Origin of the sequence: Nocardiopsis sp. TSRI0078 (genome assembly GCF_001905145.1) — a bacterium.
GTDB lineage: Bacteria > Actinomycetota > Actinomycetes > Streptosporangiales > Streptosporangiaceae > Nocardiopsis.
The window spans coordinates 529,228-545,779 of record NZ_LWLB01000001.1 but is presented as its reverse complement, the minus strand read 5'-3'; the positions used below and the strand labels follow the sequence as shown (position 1 = coordinate 545,779).

Sequence of the window (16,552 nt, the reverse complement as noted above, 5' to 3'; positions counted from 1 at the left end):
GGGGCTCTTTTCTGCGTGCGTCACTTCTTGTCATTTTTGTCGTCAGCGGTGTCGTCGTCATCGTCGATCTCGCGGCGGTAGATCCTGTATCCTTCACCGCTCCAGGAGCCGGAAGGACCGTGCTAGAGGTCGATGACCCGCTGGTCGTCGCTCGGCGACTCGCCGGGCACGCCGTTCCCAGCGGCGTAGCACCCACGACGGGCTCGACCCGGCCCCACGGCCGCGAAGCGGAGCCGTGGGGCCGGCTCCGGACCCAAAGTCATGGCAACGGCACTGCGGTCGTGAAAACGCAGCACGACAGGGCCGGAGCCCTCCTCGGCGTGGATCTCGCGATCGCGGTTCCTGGTCATGCTGGGTCTTTCTGACGCACTCGGGAGAACAAGGGGCGCGCCGAGGAAGGGTCCTTCGATGCGCCTCTTTGCCGCAGTGGCCCGGCAGGCGGGTCTCTCAGGCGTTCTCGTCGAAGATGAAGAGGAGGAGCCCCAGGTGCGGGATGAGGACTGCGGCGATGGCCACGAGGTGGCCGCCCCAGTCGATGCCCAGAGGATCGTTGATCATGGCGACCAGACGATCGTAGCCCGGTCTGGCCGCCTCCATCAGCGGATCGGTCAGGCCGGAGAGGAATAGTAGCCAGAACAGGCCCCAGAACATCGCCACGGCGATACAGGCACCGAGGAGGCGGCGCAGGTTGAGCGAACGCCGACCGGGGGTCCTGGTCACTCGATTGCGGGTCATGGTCTCCTCCGTAGGTTGAGGGTCAGGTTTCGCGGAGGAACTCCTCGGCCTGGCTGCGGAGGGGCTCGGGAGCGGCGGACCAGAACGGGTAGGTCATGAACTCGCGCAGCTTGACCGCTTTCACCTCCCGAGGGGCGTCCCTGAGTAGACCGAGATGCGCCCAGAGCTGGTCCAGTTCGGTGTACGAGAACTGCCAGGCCACACCACCGACACCCCCCTCCACGTTGGGGGGTTGCGGGGGAGCGACGAAGACCTCGTCGGCGGTCGCGGCAGGTTCGATCTCGAGAAGCGTGAGTCCGAGTTGGTCGATGAGGTCGCGGAACAGTCGCCGGTGGTGTTCGACGGTCTCGGTCGAGGGCCGTCCTCCCTTCTCGAAGTACACGGAGAAGAGCCAACCGTCCTCGCCGGTGCGTCCGAGTTCGAGGACGAGGTTGTCCGCCGTGCCGTCGGTGAAGGTGCGGTGCGCGATGCTCGCCGCTGCTCCGATGCCCTCGGTGCGGGGCGTTCCCTCGTCGAGCTGGAGCTTGTCGTGTAGCCACCGCACCTGGTCGGAGGTCAGGTCTCCGTAGGCGTGGGCCACGAGCGCGGGCAGGAGCATGGTGATGGGTCCCTTCTTCGGTCCGGGCAGCGCGGGGCTGCGGGGGTCAGGCGGTCCCTCACGTGTGAGGTGCCCCTCGGCCCGAGGCGGGGCTCGCCTCGGGCCGGTCGGCGGCGGGCCGGGTTCGGGAGACGGCCCCGGTGACCGTGGTGTCGCTGTCGGGATTCCTGGCTCGGGCGGACCCCGTGTCCCTTCTCCGACCACACCGCTACCGTTCCATGTCAGAGCTCTCCCCTTGGCCCTGGTTCTGTCGGCCATCGCTGGTGGGGGACGGCTTGGTGCCCCCTGAACCCGGGGGAGACAGCCTCCGCTGGAGGCGTGGTGCCATCTGGGTGCCGTGCGCGGTTTTTCCGCTGCCCGGGGGAGACAGCCTCCGCTGGGGGCGTGGTGCCGTCTTCGCGGTGTCCGTGGGTTTCCCGGCGTCCGGGGTCTTGCCGGGTCTCATCGAGGCCGCGTAGCGCTTCTTCTCCTCGTCGGTCGCGGAGAGGAACTGCTCTGGGTGCGACGGCAGGGCGGCGTTGTCCACGCCGAGCTGGCCCGCCTGGAACACGGCTTTCTGTACCGTCTGGTTTCGGACGTGTTCCATGAACTGTTCGTCCTGGCCCGCATAGGCCACCGTGGCCATGCGGTCGGCTTGGGAGTGCAGCTTCAGCATCGTCGGGGCGGTCTCAGCGGTGAGCTCTCCGCGTTCGATCAGATCCTGCGCATGGTTCCAGTACTCCGACAACCAGGTCTGGGCCTGGCTCTTGGACCGTTCAGCCCAGGGCTGGTCGGAGTTGTGGATGATCCAGTCGGTACTGCGGAAGTGCCCGGAGAGGGAGCGTCCGAACTTGGTCGCGTTGACGGGCCCGCTGGACTCGAAGGCCCCCACGGAGATCTCTCGACCCAGCTTGTTCTCCCACTTGTCCGCCCAGCCGGCCAGGTTCGGGAAGGCCCCCTTGACGGCGCCTTTGTCCAAGTACCCGTGCCCGCCCATGAAGTCGCCCGAGTAGCGGTCGGGGTGCTGCTCCTTCCAGTGCTTGCGGGCGGCACGGATCATGTGGGTGCTGTTGATGTCGAGATCGAAGTCGCTCGGTACGGATTCCAGGCCGAGCCGCCACATCGAGTCGTGCGGACGGCGCTTGGGGCGTTCCCCGCTGTCGCCGAACCATTCCCGCATGCGGTTGGCCGCCTCGGGATTGTCCGGTATGTCCTCCTCCCGGGGTAGCTCCTTGTGTATCCCCGAGAAGAAGCCGGAACCGGTTCCCTTGAGACGAATGTCGACCTGATCCGGTGGGACGCCGTCCCGCTGCAGGGCCTCCAGCAACTCCGTGCCGAACTGGTCATAGAGCTCCGGGGTCATCCCCATGGGGGCTTCCTTGCTGGCCAACCACTTGATCTGGACCGGATCGATACCGAGGAAGTCCAGGTCGCGCTTGGAGATGGCGTAGCCGGAGTCGTCCCGGGGCCACCAGTCCGGGTGTTGCTCACCGTCGAGGGTCCGGATCGTCTGGTGGTCGAACAGGTCGGTGGGGTTGAGCTGGTGACCCGTGATCTCCAGTGGCTGCCATTGGGGGCCGGAGCCCTGGTCCTGGGCGTCCGGGCTGTTCGTCGGATCCTCTGGCAGGGCGTCCCCGCCGCCTCCCAGAGCAGGGCCACCGACGTTGACACTGCTCGCCGCGGTACGCTCCGCGGCATGTTCCCGGCTCCGTCCGACGGAGACGCCGTCCATCAGGGTCGTTCGCTCACCGGACAGCGCGACCCATTCCTTCTGACCGAGGTAACCCATACCGGTCAACGGGACGGACAGGATGTCCTCCGCCGGCATGCGTTCGGCCAGGATCACACCGGGGCCGCCGCGGGTCTCCAGCCAGTCGGCGGCGACCTGGCGGTCCGCCGACCAGCTCTCCAACGGTCGGTGGAGCGCCTGGAAGCTGGAGCCGACCTCCTGGTCGGCCCACTCGGGACGAGGAGCTCCCTCCGCCCAGGTCAAGGCCCGATAACCGATCAACTCCGAAATGCCGCGTTCGGCGAGGACCTCCTGGGTCATCTCGTACTGGGTGCGCACGAAGTCCCGAAACGCGTCGCGGCTGTACAACAGTTCGATGTTCACGTCGTCGCGCGTTTCCGGGTCCATGTCCCACCCCAGGACTTGGGGGCGGTCGAACTCCTCTTGGGTGACCTCCTGGATCGCCAGTGCGCGCGCGTTGTTGTTGGAGCCGTAGGCCCAGGCGCCCATCACTTCGCTGACCGCGATCTGGCGTACCAGGGCGTCGGCCTCGGGCCGGTCCATGCGCACGACCTTGTCCGGAGCGTGTCTGGGCTCGGACTCCGGGTCGAGTTCGTCGATGTGCAGGACGTCGGCCCCCATGGAGGGGTACTGCTCGTTGAACGGCGCGAGGACGTATCGGTGATCGCCGAGCCTCTCCACCATGTCCGTTCCGACGTTCAGGCCGAATGCCGCGACAACGAGTTCTGGAGTTAAGGACCGCATCCTCCGGGCGAGGGCCTCGATCGCGATGGTCTTGGCTTGGGGCGTGTTCTGGATACGGCCGTCGTCGCTCAGCAGGGCCTCACCGATCCGCTGCTGGTGTTCCCGCTCCGGCGAGTCCTGGGCGGGTGGGGGGACATGCCGCTCCGTAGCGGATTCGGGCTGCTCGTTTGGTTCAGGCGACCGCGGAGGCACGGGCGTCCTCTCTCTTTTGATGTCTGAGGGGCTGGGGGTGGGGCGGGGAGCACCAATGGTGAAGATGCCGAAGTCCTCGCGATGGTTCGGTCAGGGGAACGACGCATGGGCTCGGCGGCGAGTGCGGTACCGGGGCGGTGCGGGAGTTCGCGACCGGCGGGTGCCGAGAGAACGGTTTGGGTGGGACGGGGGCAGAGGGGCCTTCACAATGGGAGCGCGTCGTGCCCGGGCACGACGCGCTCCCCATATACGGCTGGATCGAGGCAGACTCTTCACGTCACGGACACTTCACCGGGGGCGTGCGGTGGTGTCATCCCGTGGAACGGCGGTCTCGTGAGGGCGGCCGAAGCATTACCAGGTCCGGTCAGCCTGGGCGGTGTCTTCTGTTCTCAGGGTCAGGTTTCGCGGAGGAATTCCTCGGCCTGGCTGCGGAGGGGCTCGGGAGCGGCGGACCAGAACGGGTAGGTCATGAACTCGCGCAGCTTGACCGCTTTCACCTCCCGAGGGGCGTCCCTGAGTAGACCGAGATGCGCCCAGAGCTGGTCCAGTTCGGTGTACGAGAACTGCCAGGCCACACCACCGACACCCCCCTCCACGTTGGGGGGTTGCGGGGGTGCGACGGCGACCTCGTCGGCGGTCGCGGCCGGGATGATCTCTCTGAGCCTGAGCCCGAGTTGGTCGATGAGGTCGCGGAACAGTCGTCGGTAGCTCTCGACGGTCTCGGTCGAGGGCCGTCCTCCCTTCTCGAAGTACACGGAGAAGAGCCAACCGTCCTCGCCGGTGCGTCCGAGTTCGAGGACGAGGTTGTCCGCCGTGCCGTCGGTGAAGGTGCGGTGCGCGATGCTCGCCGCTGCTCCGATGCCCTCGGTGCGGGGCGTTCCCTCGTCGAGCTGGAGCTTGTCGTGTAGCCACCGCACCTGGTCGGAGGTCAGGTCTCCGTAGGAGCGGGCCACGAGCGCGGGCAGGAGCATGGTGATGGGTCCCTTCTTCGGTCCGGGCCACGCGGGCCGTGAGGGTCAGACGGTCCGGACACGTGTCCTGGAAGCGCGGCCGATCATCTGCCACGTTAGCGCTGCCACTCAGGGGCTGTCACTGACAGGTACGGGTGCGGGACCTCTGTGCATGGGAGCCCTTGACCACTGAGCGTGACCTCAGGGTGAGGGCACGGCGCTGGAGCGAGATCACGCTGTCGTCAAACGGTCTCCGGCATCCCGTTATAGGGGTGTACGACGGGAGCCGCGCGCGTCATCCGGGGTCCCGTGCACCCGCTGGCGCACCCCCAACGCGAAAACGGCCCCTGGCGTGCGAGCGATCCTCGCAGGCCAGGGGCCGTCTTTCGAACGGAGCGGATGACGGGAATCGAACTGCCCAGTGTCAATGCGCTGACCTGTGGGAACGCGGGAAAGCGCAGGCCAAGTCGTTGCTCTTCGCCTCGTTGTCCCCGATTGTCGCGCGTTGCACCGCACCACGTGCACCCTCCAGGTGCACGGACTTTGCCGTTCTTGTGCACTCTTGCGGGTGTACCGCAGGTTGCATCGAACGTCATCCATCGGATAAAAGGTCAACGGGACCGCGGGTATTTTTCCCAGCTATGTGGTGGTTCATTCTTGCTTGTCCGGGAGCCGCCGTGCCATCGGAAACCAGGGAAGACTATTGCGGACTACGGGATCCCTGAACAGCAGAGCCACCACGGAGCCAAGCTGCAGTCGATGTGCTCCTGGCGCCACCAGGCGTAGATCGTTTCGGTGCTAATGTCCAGATCGCGTGCCACTGCGGCGACGCTGTACCCTGCCTCGACCAAGTCCAACACCTTGTGGCGGAACCCGGTCGAGTATCCACGACGCCCCACGATACCTGCTTGAGATCATGTGGTCCCAGAGTTCAGGAACCCGACGCCGAAAAAGAGGGATATACCACTCCCAGCATATACGGCACAAAACAGCCAGATCCCAGATCCAGTACTCACTTGTCGCCGACATGGTTGGGACGTGGCCGGTTCGGAGCGAACTCCAGGATCGTGCACGCACTGGCCGGATGCCGTGCGACCTTGCGGAGCCCAGACAGGTCGGCGAGATCACTGATCTCCACCTCGTCCCTCTCACGCCCCCCGAAGTAAGCGATCATCCGCAGATCTGTACCGGTGCTCGCCGCAGTTCCGTCTGGGCCGATCCGCTCGATGACAAAGACACGACCACACTCTCCGGCGGCCTCGGCGCAGCGTCGGAGCAAGGTCACGCTCTCAGTGTCACCCCAGTTGTGGATTATGGCTGAGAGCACGTACCCGTCGGCCCCCGTCGGCAGGGGGTCGAAGAAGCTTCCCGCCACGAACTCGCTCCGGTCGGCCACCCCAGCGCCTGCCAGCACGTTCCGGGCTCGTTCCGCTGTTCCGGGGAGGTCGAGCACTGTTCCCCTCAACCGAGGGTGGGCTCGAAGGAGCGCTGTGAGGAGGGTGCCGTCTCCCCCTCCGACATCGACGACACGGTCGAGGGAACTCCAGTCGTAGGAGGTGGCGATCGCCTCGGCCTCCCTCTGCACCGCCGCGCCCATGCGCTGGTGGAAGCCATCCGCCAGCTCCGGGTCCTCGGCCAGGTGCTCCCAAAACGGGGCACCGTAGCGTTTGTCGAAGGCCGGTTCCCCCGTCCTGACCGAGTGGCCCAGTTCCAGGAGGGACAGGTCCGCGTGCCCCTCCGCCCCCTCGGTGTCGAGCCGTGCGCGTAGCCCCGAGGGGTGGTCGTCCCGTAGGCAGTCTCCCTTCTCTGTGATCGCGTATCGACACGGTTCTAACCGGCGAAGCACGCCGACGGAGCACAGGTGCCGAAGGAGGCGGTCGAGTGTTCCCGAATCCGTACTGGTGGCGTCGGCGATTTGTTCTGTGGTGTCGGTCCCCTCCCCGATGTGGTCGGCGAGGCGCAGTGTGGCAGCGACCCTGATCGCCATGGGTGTGGCCAGGTCTGCCAAGGCGTGCAGTTCCTCCTCAAGGCCGGTGTGGGGCTTCATGCGTTCCTCTCCCGTGCTCCGCAAACGACGTGGTCGAGAAGGGCCGCCAGGCGTTCGACTCCCTCGTCGATGTGCGCGTGGCTGAGGTAACTGCACGACAGACGGAGTTCGTTGGTCCCCCCGTCACCGACGTGGAAGTGCGTCATGGGTGTCCACAGCACACCGAACTCCGCCGCGGACAGCTCCAGTAGCTCCGCGTCCGCTCTGACCGGGACGCGGACCCGGACGAAGAACCCTCCTCGCGGGCGGTTCCAGCTCACACCGGGAATTCCGGTGCTTCCGGGAGACAGCCGTTGGTCGAGTGCCTGCAGCAGATGCCGCAGATTCTGCCGGTACTCGGCCGCCCTCGCCTCTCCCAGGGCGCTGATCGACCCTCCACGCTCCAGCAGCATGCCGCCGATGACCGCCTGGGACACGGGCGACGTGTTGACCGTGACCATGCTCTTGACCGCAGCGATGAGCTCCGCGAGCGGTGCCGACCGTCCGTCACCGTGTCGCACGTCCTGGCCCGCGACCACGTATCCCACACGCGCGCCCGGCAGGCACACTTTGGCGAAGGTGCCGATGAGGACCACCCGGCCGCCGCCGTCCAGTGCCTTGAGCGGGGGGAGCTCTTGGTCGGGGGCCGCGGTGAACGCGTAGGCGTTGTCCTCCAACAGCAGCAGGTCCTCCCGGTGGGCCAAGGCGAGGAGCTCTCGTCGGCATCGTAGGTCGAGGAGGGTCCCCGACGGGTTGGAGTGGTCGGGAGCCACATAGAGCGCCCGTACGCGCTGCCCCCGCGCTCTGGCGTCCCGGCACGCTCCGGCGAGTTGGTCCAGGTCGATTCCGTCATCGGTCTCACTTACCGGAACCACCTCGATGTCGAGCAGTCGCGCGGCCCCCAGGATCCCGACGAAGCAAGGTTCGGCCACCGCCAGGACGTCACCCGGGCTGAAGAGGGCGCGCAGCGTCACGAACATGCCCTCCTGCGCTCCCACAGTGATGACGACGGACTCCGGAGCGACATCGATGCCGTGGTCGGTGCGCAGCGCCTGGCTGACGAGGTCGTTGATCAGCCCCCGGGCGGGGCCGTACTGGGAGATGAGCCGTTCCGCCTCCTCGGGGTCCGCCCCGCGCGCCTCGCGCAAGTGGCGGAGGTAGCGTCGGATGTGCCCGGCGGCGACCGAGTCGTCGAAAGGGGCCGGTCTGGGAGCTCCAGGCGCGAAGGAGATCGCGTCAGGGTAGCGTCCCATCACCTCGTTGAGGAAGTTGACGGAGTCCAGTACCGGGTCGGTGAGGGAGCCGTGCAGGTGGTCGATGCTCAGCATCCGCTCTCCTTCGCCTCCTGTCGACGCCGCGTGCCCGGCGGGGTGGCGACCTTCTCCAGGACGTCTGCGGCGTAGAGGCGCTCGGCCTGCACCCGGGAGAACTCGGCCATGTAGGCGCGGAAGTGGTCCAGCGGCTCCTCGGCGAGCGCGATCATTCTGCGGTTGTCCACGACGGCCGGGTTGTCGAGGTCCTGGATCGCCCGCTCCACGGCGGTGTCCATCTCCTCGGATTCCACGACTTCGTCGCAGAGGAGCCGGGCCTCCGGGTCGGTCGCGCGGAGGCGATGCCCGGCGAGGATGATCCGGCGGGCCTCCCGACTCCCCACGAAGCGGCCCAGTCTGAGGTTCGCCGCCCCCGGAACGATTCCCTCACGGGCGGCCGGAAGGCTGAAGAACGCGTCCTTCTCCGCGATCACCCTGTCGAACAGGAAGAGCAGTTGCATACCGCCGCCGATGGCGAAGGAGTCCACGGCCGCGATCCAGGGCTTGTGGACTGCCCGCGCGGACAGGCTCGGCCTGTCCGTGTCCGGAACCACCCCTCGGAGGATCTTGTGCAGATAGCCCAGTTCCCGGCCCAACAGGAAATCCACGAAGGAGATGTCCCCGTTGCGCAACTCCTTGAGGTTGATACCCGCGCTGAAGACCCTCCTGCCCAGGTAGCGGGGGTGCGTCATCAGGCCTCCCCGGACGACACCGACGTGCACGCGTTCCTCCAGGAACACAAGGTCCACCGCGGTTTCCATGTCGGTGATCAGCTGGTCGTCCTCGGCGTTGAGGCACCGCGTGTTTGTGACGGTGAGGTGGGCCGCCGCCCCGCTGCGTTCCAGGACCACCGTGGGGAGTTCGACGCGTCCCTTCACCGCGAACACGGACAGGAGGTCCTTTGCCCGGGCGGTGGGGCGGAGCATTGCGTCGACCAGACGGCTCCCAGCGCTGGGAGCACGGAGCAGCCCTCGGAAGAGGACTCCCTGGTCGATCTCCCGCCCCTCCTTGTGGGCCTGGAGGCGCGTTCGCTCCTCGACCATCTGCTTCCGGGTGGGTGCTAGGCCGGGAAAGCGGTCGGCCGCCTCGAAGGCGATGTCGGACAGGCGCGGTCGGGGGTTTCCGTCACAGATCGTGGCGAACACCGGCTCGGCGTGCAGGTCGAGGAACGCGCCGCGGATCTCGCGGCCGCCCCCGTGGATGGTTGCGGCGATGGCCGTCTCACCCGCGTCCCGTTCCGGACGCGGGGGTAGTTCCGCCAAGAGCTCTTCCCCCTCCTCCGTGTGGCGGCGGAGCAGGTCCGCGTCCTCCCCGAGCCGTCCGCTGAGCTTCGGTGTGCGCAGGTGCCACCGCGCCACCGGGCCTGTCCCGTGCCCGCTCATCGACGCGCCTCCACACGTGCGTCCACCCCTGACCGCGGCTGGGCCCGCAGCCGACGCAACTCCCTGTCACACGCCGCCAGGTGGACACCGAGGGAATCCTCGAAGTCGTTCGACGCCGCCTCGAAGAGCAGTTGGCGCCGTACGGCGAGATCGGTGCCAGAGGTCCGGCGGAGGAAAACCACGGCGGAACGCACCGTATCCTCCACATCGGTGGATACCTCGTTGACCAGGCTGTTCTCCAGTGCGGCGGCGGCCGTGAGGCGGTCACCCCACAACACCAGCTGACGGGCGCGCGCCACTCCGATCTCCCGCACGAGTCGGTGCAACGCCATACCGGGCCAGAACTGGTCGTCGTTGACGGGCAGCAGCAGTGTCATGTCCGCGCTCGCGATCCGGTAGTCGCCCACCAGGAGTACGTCGAGTGCGGGTCCGCAGCACGTGCCCTGGCCCACCACGATGCTGACGGCCTCCGAGCGTTCCAGCCGCCGGATCGCCTTCTCCCACCGGCTGACGTCCCTGACGTCCACGGCACCGGGCCACGACCTCCGGTCTGGTGTGCCCTCGGCCAGTCTCAGCAGGATCACGGAACCCGGGCGGCCCTCCACTCGGCCGCACAGATCGTTCACCGACGCCGCGAGTTCGCCGATCGGGCGGTTTCCGTCGATGTCCGCGGTGAAGACGGTGTCCCATTCGATGTCGTGCTCGTTCCTCATGCTATTCGCCTTCCTCGGAAGGATTTTCCTTACCAACGCAGCAGGGCCGTTTCAACCGTGGAACCAGGTCCCATCGTCATCATCACTCCGTAATCCCCCGTCCTGAAATTTTCCTCCGCGAGAAGCCGTTGATAGGAGAAGAGAAAGGCTCCACTGGAAAGGTTTCCCTGGTCGCGAAGGACCCCCGTGGTATGGCGCAGGTCGTGGCGGGTGAGGCCGAGATTCACCCTCAGGGCGTCGATGACCTTCTTTCCTCCGGAGTGCACGATCCAGTGCGTAATGTCCGAGCGCCGGAGTCCGGCCCGGTTGAGCAGCCTCCCCACCGGTTCCCGTGCGTGGGAACCGACGACGTACGGGATATCGGGGTCCAGGTGGAAACTGAACTTCCCCTGGGAATCGTCCCAGTCATAGCGCATCGCCTCGGCGGCGGAGGGAATGATCTCGCTGGCGAAGTCCAGGACCCCAGGGCCCTCGGCGCCGTCCCGTCCAGACCCCAGCGCGATGGCCGCCGCACCATCACCGAAGAGGCTGTTGACCACGGACGTGCGCATGGTCCCGTCAAAGACGTAGGCGGCCGAACACACCTCGATGCAGACCATGATCGCGAGTGCGCCCGGGTTGGCCCGGGACCAGCCCGTCACGGCGTTCAGGGCGTTGAGGCCGGCGTTGCACCCCATTCCCACCACGTCGATCCGGGAGGCCGACACGGGTATCCCGAGCTCAGCGATCAGGCGCGCGCTGAATCCGGGGGTGATGAACCCCGTAGAGGAGACACAGCACAAGTATTCGATGTCGGACGCGGTCGCACCGATGCCCTCAAGGCACCTACGGACCGATTCACCGCCGATCTCGATTCCGCTTTCGAGGTGTTTCCTCAGCAGGTCGCCCTGGGTCTCCTCCGTGAAACCCTCGCCCGGGGTCATTGGGGGGAGGGTGAGGCTTCTGCGTTCGATTCCGCCATTAAGGAAGATGGCGGATATGCGTTCGTCCGCCACCTGAAACAGATCCAGGATCTCCTTCTGCGTATAGGAGTTCGATGGGGTTGCCGTCCCCACGGAAAGTATTTTTGGTGCGGTAGAGATATCTGACTTCGGAGTCGACGCAAAGGTTTTTGTCATCGGTTCATCGCCTTGTGGTAGCATCCATTTTCATGACTGAATCATCCATGGAGAGCGCGAGTCCGGAAAAGAGCATCAGATATGAAAAGCGTGGCCGTGTCGCGTACATAACCCTAGATCGGCCCCACACTCTCAACGCGATGGATCTGCGCATGCACGAGGAATTGGCGCGGGTGTGGGACGACTTCGAGGAGGACGATGACGTCTGGGTCGGGGTCCTCACCGGCGCGGGCGACCGAGCTTTCTCTGTAGGACAGGACCTCAAGGAGCGAGCACGGCTGACAGCGGCGGGTGATGCCTCACCCACCACGTTCGGCAGCCGGGGACAGCCCGGATGGCCACGCCTGACGGAACGCTTCCGATTGTTCAAACCCCTGGTGGCCCGGGTGCGGGGGTACGCCCTGGGCGGGGGCTTCGAGCTCGCGCTGACCTGTGACATCGTCGTCGCTTCTGAAGACGCGGTGTTCGGCCTACCCGAGGCCCGGCACGGCCTCGTGCCGGGAGCGGGGGGCGTGTTCCGGCTTGTACGGCAGTTGCCCTTCCGGACGGCGATGGGCCATCTGCTGACCGGGCGGAACCTGGATGCTGATCGGGCGCACCGGCTCGGGCTCATCAACGACGTAGTGCCGCCAGACGAACTGGACGAGTGCGTCAATAGGTGGGTGGAGGACATCCTGCGCTGCGCACCCCTCTCAGTTCGGGCGATCAAGGAGGCTGCGCTCGAATCGGCCTCGGCCTCGTTGGAGCAGGCGTTTGCCACCCGGTACGTGTGGGAGGAGAAACGCATGCACAGCCGAGACGCACAGGAGGGACCGCGTGCCTTCGCTGAGAAGCGCACCCCCGACTGGTGGGGTGAGTGACGGCCGGCCACGGTACGCCCCGGCTGCCGGTCAGCCTTCGAGGTAGTCCTCCGGGCCGCCCTGGCGGACCGTGTCCAGTGTGAAGCAGTGGAATCCGCCGCCGAAGAGGCGCCGGTGGCGGTGGCGGACTGGGACGCACGTGAAACCGTGTCGTTCCAGGGTGCGGATCAGGTCCGGGGACGCCTCGTTGACCAGGACGGTGTCCGGGGACACGGAGAACACGTTGAGGTCGATGAAGGGCGTGGTGAGGACGAGGTCGTCGTCCTCGTAGGACGGGAAGTTGTTCTCGCTCGGCGGCGGGGCGACGATCATGTCCCACTTCCGAAGCGCTTCCGGAAGGAAGTCGACCACCTCTCGGGACCGCACCAGCAACGTTCCCGGCCGCAACGCCAAAACCATGCTATCGATGTGGCTGTCGCTCAACCGGTGCACCCGGTGGAAACGGAAGCGGCCCTCACAGTGGCGTTCGAGCCAGTCGACGGCCATCGCGTGGTTGGTGGTCGAGATGTTGGCGATGACATCCCTGCCCAGGCGCAGACACTGGGCGCCGTCGAACATCATCTCGAAGCCGACGTCGTAGTGGGAGGGCTCAGGGTCGGTGATGGGCTCGGTCGGACCGCCTGCGGTGCTCTCGGCGTACGACGGGTCGAAGGAGGAGTCCGTCATGAGCGGCCTGGGCATCACGGTCCAGCGCGCACCCCTGGCGAAGTGGTCCGCGAAGATCCCGGTGAGGAACTGCGTTTCGAAGTAGCGGGACCGCACCATGGGCGGGGTCTCGATGATCTCGTCGCCCAGGATGAGTGTGTTGTCCCGGATGTTGAGGGGCGGGACCACGGCCGCGGACCATGCGGGTGTGCGCACCTCCGTGGTGGAGGGGTCAAGGTCGATGGGGCGCCGAACGCTCACCGACAAGGACTCCAGGGTTTTGGCCAGCCCATCGAGGTCCTCGTTGAGCTCCTCAACGTAGCGTTGCTTGATCGGTGACCGGGTCGAGCGGCGGCGGGAGCCTTCGTCGCTGGTGTGCACCGACAGCCGCGGGTAGTACCACTCCGACCTGGTGATGTGCTCATGAAAGAAGAGATCAAAGGAGAGTTCCCGCTCGTGGGACGTGTAGTTCAGAGCGGAACCGACAACGACTTCCTTGAGCGGTGACCATTCATCGAAGCTATTGAGCTTCACTCGTCCCCCAACTCGATCGGTTCAAAATATAGGATATGCGGCACATCTGGGTTTGAAACTGAGGCGCAGATGCGCATGGGTCCGATTTTTGCTGAATCGGTGTGAATGTATCAAGTGCTATCAGAAGGCGTCAACCCTCGTTTTCCTGGCGATGAAGAATGACCAATGGCCCGATCCGGTCAGTGGGGGAAGTTTTTAACACGCGCCGCACCGTTCCATCTGGTCGCTCGGGCAGGGCCGGCTGGTTGAAGCCGCCGTAGGTCGCGATTACCTGCATTTTTACGGAGAATGCTCAGGTCGGAGCGGTAATCATGTGGAAGTCAGGCCATTGACACCTCCGCAGTGCCGGTGTAGCGTCCATATTTGTGCTCCCGCGGGAGTCGAATTGCGCCGGCCAAAGCAAAACCACAACGGGAGAAGTCGGCAGTTCGATACTCAATCTTCGGAGGATGGCTCCGAATTCATCTGACTCGATTATCCCCGTTGACCGGCTGTCTGTACGTCATCCGAAACCGAGAGAACCCACCATTACCTGGGCAGATCTTGCTGCCAGGGGAATTCAAGGAGGTTGAATCGATGACCAAGGTGAACGCCCAGAGCCACGAGGAATTGACGCGGCTGGCCGAGTTGGCCCCGGAGGAGCTCCAGTCCTTCCTCGAGGGGAGGTCGGGAGTCGGTGCGGGAGACTCGTTCTTCGCCGCGCCCAGGGCTCAGACCGTGCGTGGTGCGGGAGACTCGTTCTTCGCCGCGCCCAGGGCTCAGACCGTGCGTGGTGCGGGAGACTCGTTCTTCGCCGCGCCCAAGGCTCAGACCGTCAGGTGAAACCCAGCCTGGTTCGGTGTCCCTGATCTAGACGGCTCGCACCGTGCCGTGACGCGGTAAACAACCCAAGGGCACGGACACACCGTGTCCTTGGGGCACATCGCAGCGCTGTACAAACCTTCACAACGATGATGGGACCTCATTGAAACTGCGTGCGAGCATCCCCAAGACCATTGAGTCGGGGACGCAGAGGGAGATCACCGTCGAGGAGACCTGGGATCGAGTTTCCCCCCACCTGCGCAGGGTGGGAATCACGAGACTGGCAGACATCACCGGCCTGGACTACGTCGGCGTTCCGGTCTACAGCGCGATCGTCCCTCGTTCCAACGACAGCATCTCCGTCTACGGAGGCAAGGGGTTCCGGCCGATCGACGCCAAGGTCAGCGCCGTGATGGAGGCGATCGAACGCTACTCCGCCTGGCTGCCGGTAAGGCCCGACCTCGTCGCCTCCCTGGATGAGCTCGTCTCCGTGGGTGAGACGGTACTCCGTCCGGACGAGATCAACCTGGAACTGGCCCGCGACTACCGCGACGACGGTCCGATCTCCTGGGTCAGGGGGTGGGACCTCCTCAACGAAGAGCCCGTGCTCGTCCCCCAGGACGGCGCCGTGTACCAGGCGCGCCTGCATGAGCAGCCGTGCTACCGAATCACCACAACCAACGGCTTGGCCTCGGGGAACAGCCTGGAGGAGGCCGTCTGCCACGCGCTGTGCGAGCTGGTCGAACGGGACTCGATGACCCTGGCCGAACTGGTGAGCAACTACCTGCCGCAGATCCTCGAACAAGACGGGCACCTGGGCGCATCGGCCTTCTCGGTCGTGGATGAGCTGCGCGGCCGCCATCCCCACGTCGAACCGGGTTCCCTCCCATCTGCCGCGCAGTACATGTTGGAGAAGTTCGACAAGGCCGGGGTGGAGGTGCGTCTCCTCGACATCACGTCCGATCTCGGTATCCCGAGCTTCTTCGCTGCCACGAGCGAGGACATCGGTGACGGAACCTCCCAGGGTCACGGCGGCTACGGCACGCACCCCAACGCCGAGGTTGCGGTGGCGCGGGCTTTGAGCGAGTGCGCTCAGGGGCGGGCCGTCGACGTCCAAGCGCTCCGGGAGGACATCAGCCTGCCCGGTGCGGACGTTTCCAAGTACGAGCTGCACGTCCGCCGCTCGGCCTCGGTAGACACCAGTTCGTGGGCTTGGAAGTCGGCTTCGCACACGGTCCGGTTCGACCAGGTCCCCCACCACCCGAGCGGTGATGTCCGGGCCGACCTCGATCTCCTCCTCGGACGGCTGCGCGCGGCGGGGGCGGGGCAGGTGGTCGTAGTCGACCTGTCGCCTCCGCAGATCCCCGTCAGCGTGGTCAGGGTGATCTGCCCCATCCTCGAATCATGGGCCACGGACTACTGCCGTATTGGCAGCCGGGCTCAGCGGGTCTGGAGCGAAGCGGTCCGGTCCCTGGCCGAAGCACCGATCGCTCCCTGAACGGCACCATCACCTTATCTGTGAGTCCTAGCCAACGCGATGAGAAAGGGGAGCCCATGCGTCCCGTGATCTTCCTTGGGCCCAGCCTCGATCACGAGTCGGCCGCTCGCATCCTTGATGCCGAGTACCTTCCGCCCATCGCGCGGGGGGACATCGACGCGCTGCTGGCCCGAGAGGTCCCGCCTTCGGCCATCGGCATCGTCGACGGGCGGTTCCTCGACAGCTTGTCCATCTCGCCGAAGGAGGTCCTGAGGGCGGTGGACGCGGGTATCCCCACCTTCGGCTCGTCGAGCATGGGTGCGCTGCGGGCCGCGGAGTGCGCGGCCTTCGGGATGAGGGGGGTGGGACACGTCTACGAAGCGTACGCCTCGGGCGAGATCGAGGCCGACGACGAGGTCGCGATCGTCTTCGACCCCACCAGCCTACGTGCTCTGTCCAGGCCCATGGTCGACCTCCGCTTCGCCGTACGGCGGGGCGTCGAGGAGGGCATGATCGAGGCCGGGGCCGCAGAGCTCTTCCTGGAAGCGGCGAAGTCCCTGCACTTCCCCCGCCGGACCGTCGGCAACGCGCTGACTGTGGCCAAGGGGGACATCGGGGCCAGCGCGGGCGAGGCCATCGAGAAGTACTTCGCGACCGACGCGCCCGAGGTCAAGAGGGAGGACGCCCTCCGGCTTCTTCAGGTCGTTCACCAGCACACGAGATCCGGAAAAGTATGAC

General features: G+C 66.0%; 15 protein-coding genes. 4 read left to right on the top strand and 11 right to left on the bottom strand.

The genetic code is table 11. The features are described 5' to 3' along the window. Positions 1 to 447: 447 nt before the first annotated feature. From A6A08_RS02510 to dpgA, 10 genes are all read right to left on the bottom strand, one after another. Positions 448 to 735: a hypothetical protein gene (locus A6A08_RS02510; protein ID WP_073700836.1), complete on the bottom strand. Its 288-nt coding sequence runs from the start codon at positions 733 to 735 to the stop codon at positions 448 to 450. A 22-nt stretch (positions 736 to 757) separates the two neighbouring features. Then, positions 758 to 1,333, bottom strand: a complete 576-nt coding sequence (locus tag A6A08_RS02505; RefSeq protein WP_073700835.1) for a hypothetical protein — start codon at positions 1,331 to 1,333, stop codon at positions 758 to 760. Between the two features lie 208 nt (positions 1,334 to 1,541). After that, on the bottom strand, positions 1,542 to 3,998 hold the full coding sequence (locus A6A08_RS02500) for a hypothetical protein (RefSeq protein ID WP_073700834.1): 2,457 nt from the start codon (positions 3,996 to 3,998) through the stop codon (positions 1,542 to 1,544). A 395-nt stretch (positions 3,999 to 4,393) separates the two neighbouring features. Continuing rightward, positions 4,394 to 4,969: a hypothetical protein gene (locus tag A6A08_RS02495; protein WP_073700833.1), complete on the bottom strand. Its 576-nt coding sequence runs from the start codon at positions 4,967 to 4,969 to the stop codon at positions 4,394 to 4,396. A 689-nt stretch (positions 4,970 to 5,658) separates the two neighbouring features. Then, positions 5,659 to 5,847 (bottom strand): transposase, encoded by a 189-nt coding sequence (locus A6A08_RS29290; protein ID WP_073700832.1) that lies wholly within the window; start codon positions 5,845 to 5,847, stop codon positions 5,659 to 5,661. Positions 5,848 to 5,960: 113 nt separating this feature from the next. Further along, a complete protein-coding gene (locus A6A08_RS02485) occupies positions 5,961 to 6,995 on the bottom strand; it encodes a methyltransferase (protein WP_073700831.1) in 1,035 nt (344 codons plus the stop codon). After that, positions 6,992 to 8,302, bottom strand: coding sequence for a PLP-dependent aminotransferase family protein (locus A6A08_RS02480; protein WP_073700830.1), 1,311 nt, complete (start codon positions 8,300 to 8,302; stop codon positions 6,992 to 6,994). Before A6A08_RS02480 ends, A6A08_RS02485 begins: the two co-directional genes overlap by 4 nt. Further along, on the bottom strand, positions 8,296 to 9,666 hold the full coding sequence (gene dpgC / locus A6A08_RS02475) for a (3,5-dihydroxyphenyl)acetyl-CoA 1,2-dioxygenase DpgC (RefSeq protein WP_083608732.1): 1,371 nt from the start codon (positions 9,664 to 9,666) through the stop codon (positions 8,296 to 8,298). The genes A6A08_RS02480 and dpgC overlap by 7 nt, the downstream gene beginning before the upstream one ends. Beyond that, positions 9,663 to 10,379 carry an enoyl-CoA-hydratase DpgB gene (dpgB, locus tag A6A08_RS02470; protein WP_073700828.1) on the bottom strand — a complete coding sequence of 239 codons (717 nt, stop codon included), beginning with the start codon at positions 10,377 to 10,379 and terminating at the stop codon, positions 9,663 to 9,665. Before dpgB ends, dpgC begins: the two co-directional genes overlap by 4 nt. A 29-nt stretch (positions 10,380 to 10,408) precedes the next feature. Next, positions 10,409 to 11,434, bottom strand: coding sequence for a 3,5-dihydroxyphenylacetyl-CoA synthase DpgA (gene dpgA, locus A6A08_RS02465; protein WP_242422063.1), 1,026 nt, complete (start codon positions 11,432 to 11,434; stop codon positions 10,409 to 10,411). Positions 11,435 to 11,529: 95 nt separating this feature from the next. Here dpgA and dpgD point away from each other — a divergent pair, with 95 nt between their 5' ends. Continuing rightward, positions 11,530 to 12,357: an enoyl-CoA-hydratase DpgD gene (gene dpgD / locus A6A08_RS02460; protein WP_242422062.1), complete on the top strand. Its 828-nt coding sequence runs from the start codon at positions 11,530 to 11,532 to the stop codon at positions 12,355 to 12,357. A 30-nt stretch (positions 12,358 to 12,387) separates the two neighbouring features. Here dpgD and A6A08_RS02455 read toward each other — a convergent pair whose 3' ends face one another. Continuing rightward, positions 12,388 to 13,536, bottom strand: a complete 1,149-nt coding sequence (locus tag A6A08_RS02455) for a glycine amidinotransferase (RefSeq protein WP_073700826.1) — start codon at positions 13,534 to 13,536, stop codon at positions 12,388 to 12,390. 576 nt (positions 13,537 to 14,112) lie between these two features. Here A6A08_RS02455 and A6A08_RS02450 point away from each other — a divergent pair. The 3 genes from A6A08_RS02450 to A6A08_RS02440 all read left to right on the top strand — a co-directional run bounded on the left by A6A08_RS02450 (position 14,113) and on the right by A6A08_RS02440 (position 16,551). After that, complete coding sequence (locus tag A6A08_RS02450) at positions 14,113 to 14,358, top strand: thiovarsolin family RiPP (protein WP_073700825.1); 246 nt, start codon at positions 14,113 to 14,115, stop codon at positions 14,356 to 14,358. Positions 14,359 to 14,500: 142 nt separating this feature from the next. Beyond that, positions 14,501 to 15,835, top strand: coding sequence for a YcaO-like family protein (locus tag A6A08_RS02445; protein WP_073700824.1), 1,335 nt, complete (start codon positions 14,501 to 14,503; stop codon positions 15,833 to 15,835). Positions 15,836 to 15,891: 56 nt separating this feature from the next. Then, positions 15,892 to 16,551 (top strand): TfuA-like protein, encoded by a 660-nt coding sequence (locus A6A08_RS02440; RefSeq protein WP_073700823.1) that lies wholly within the window; start codon positions 15,892 to 15,894, stop codon positions 16,549 to 16,551. Position 16,552: the final 1 nt, after the last annotated feature.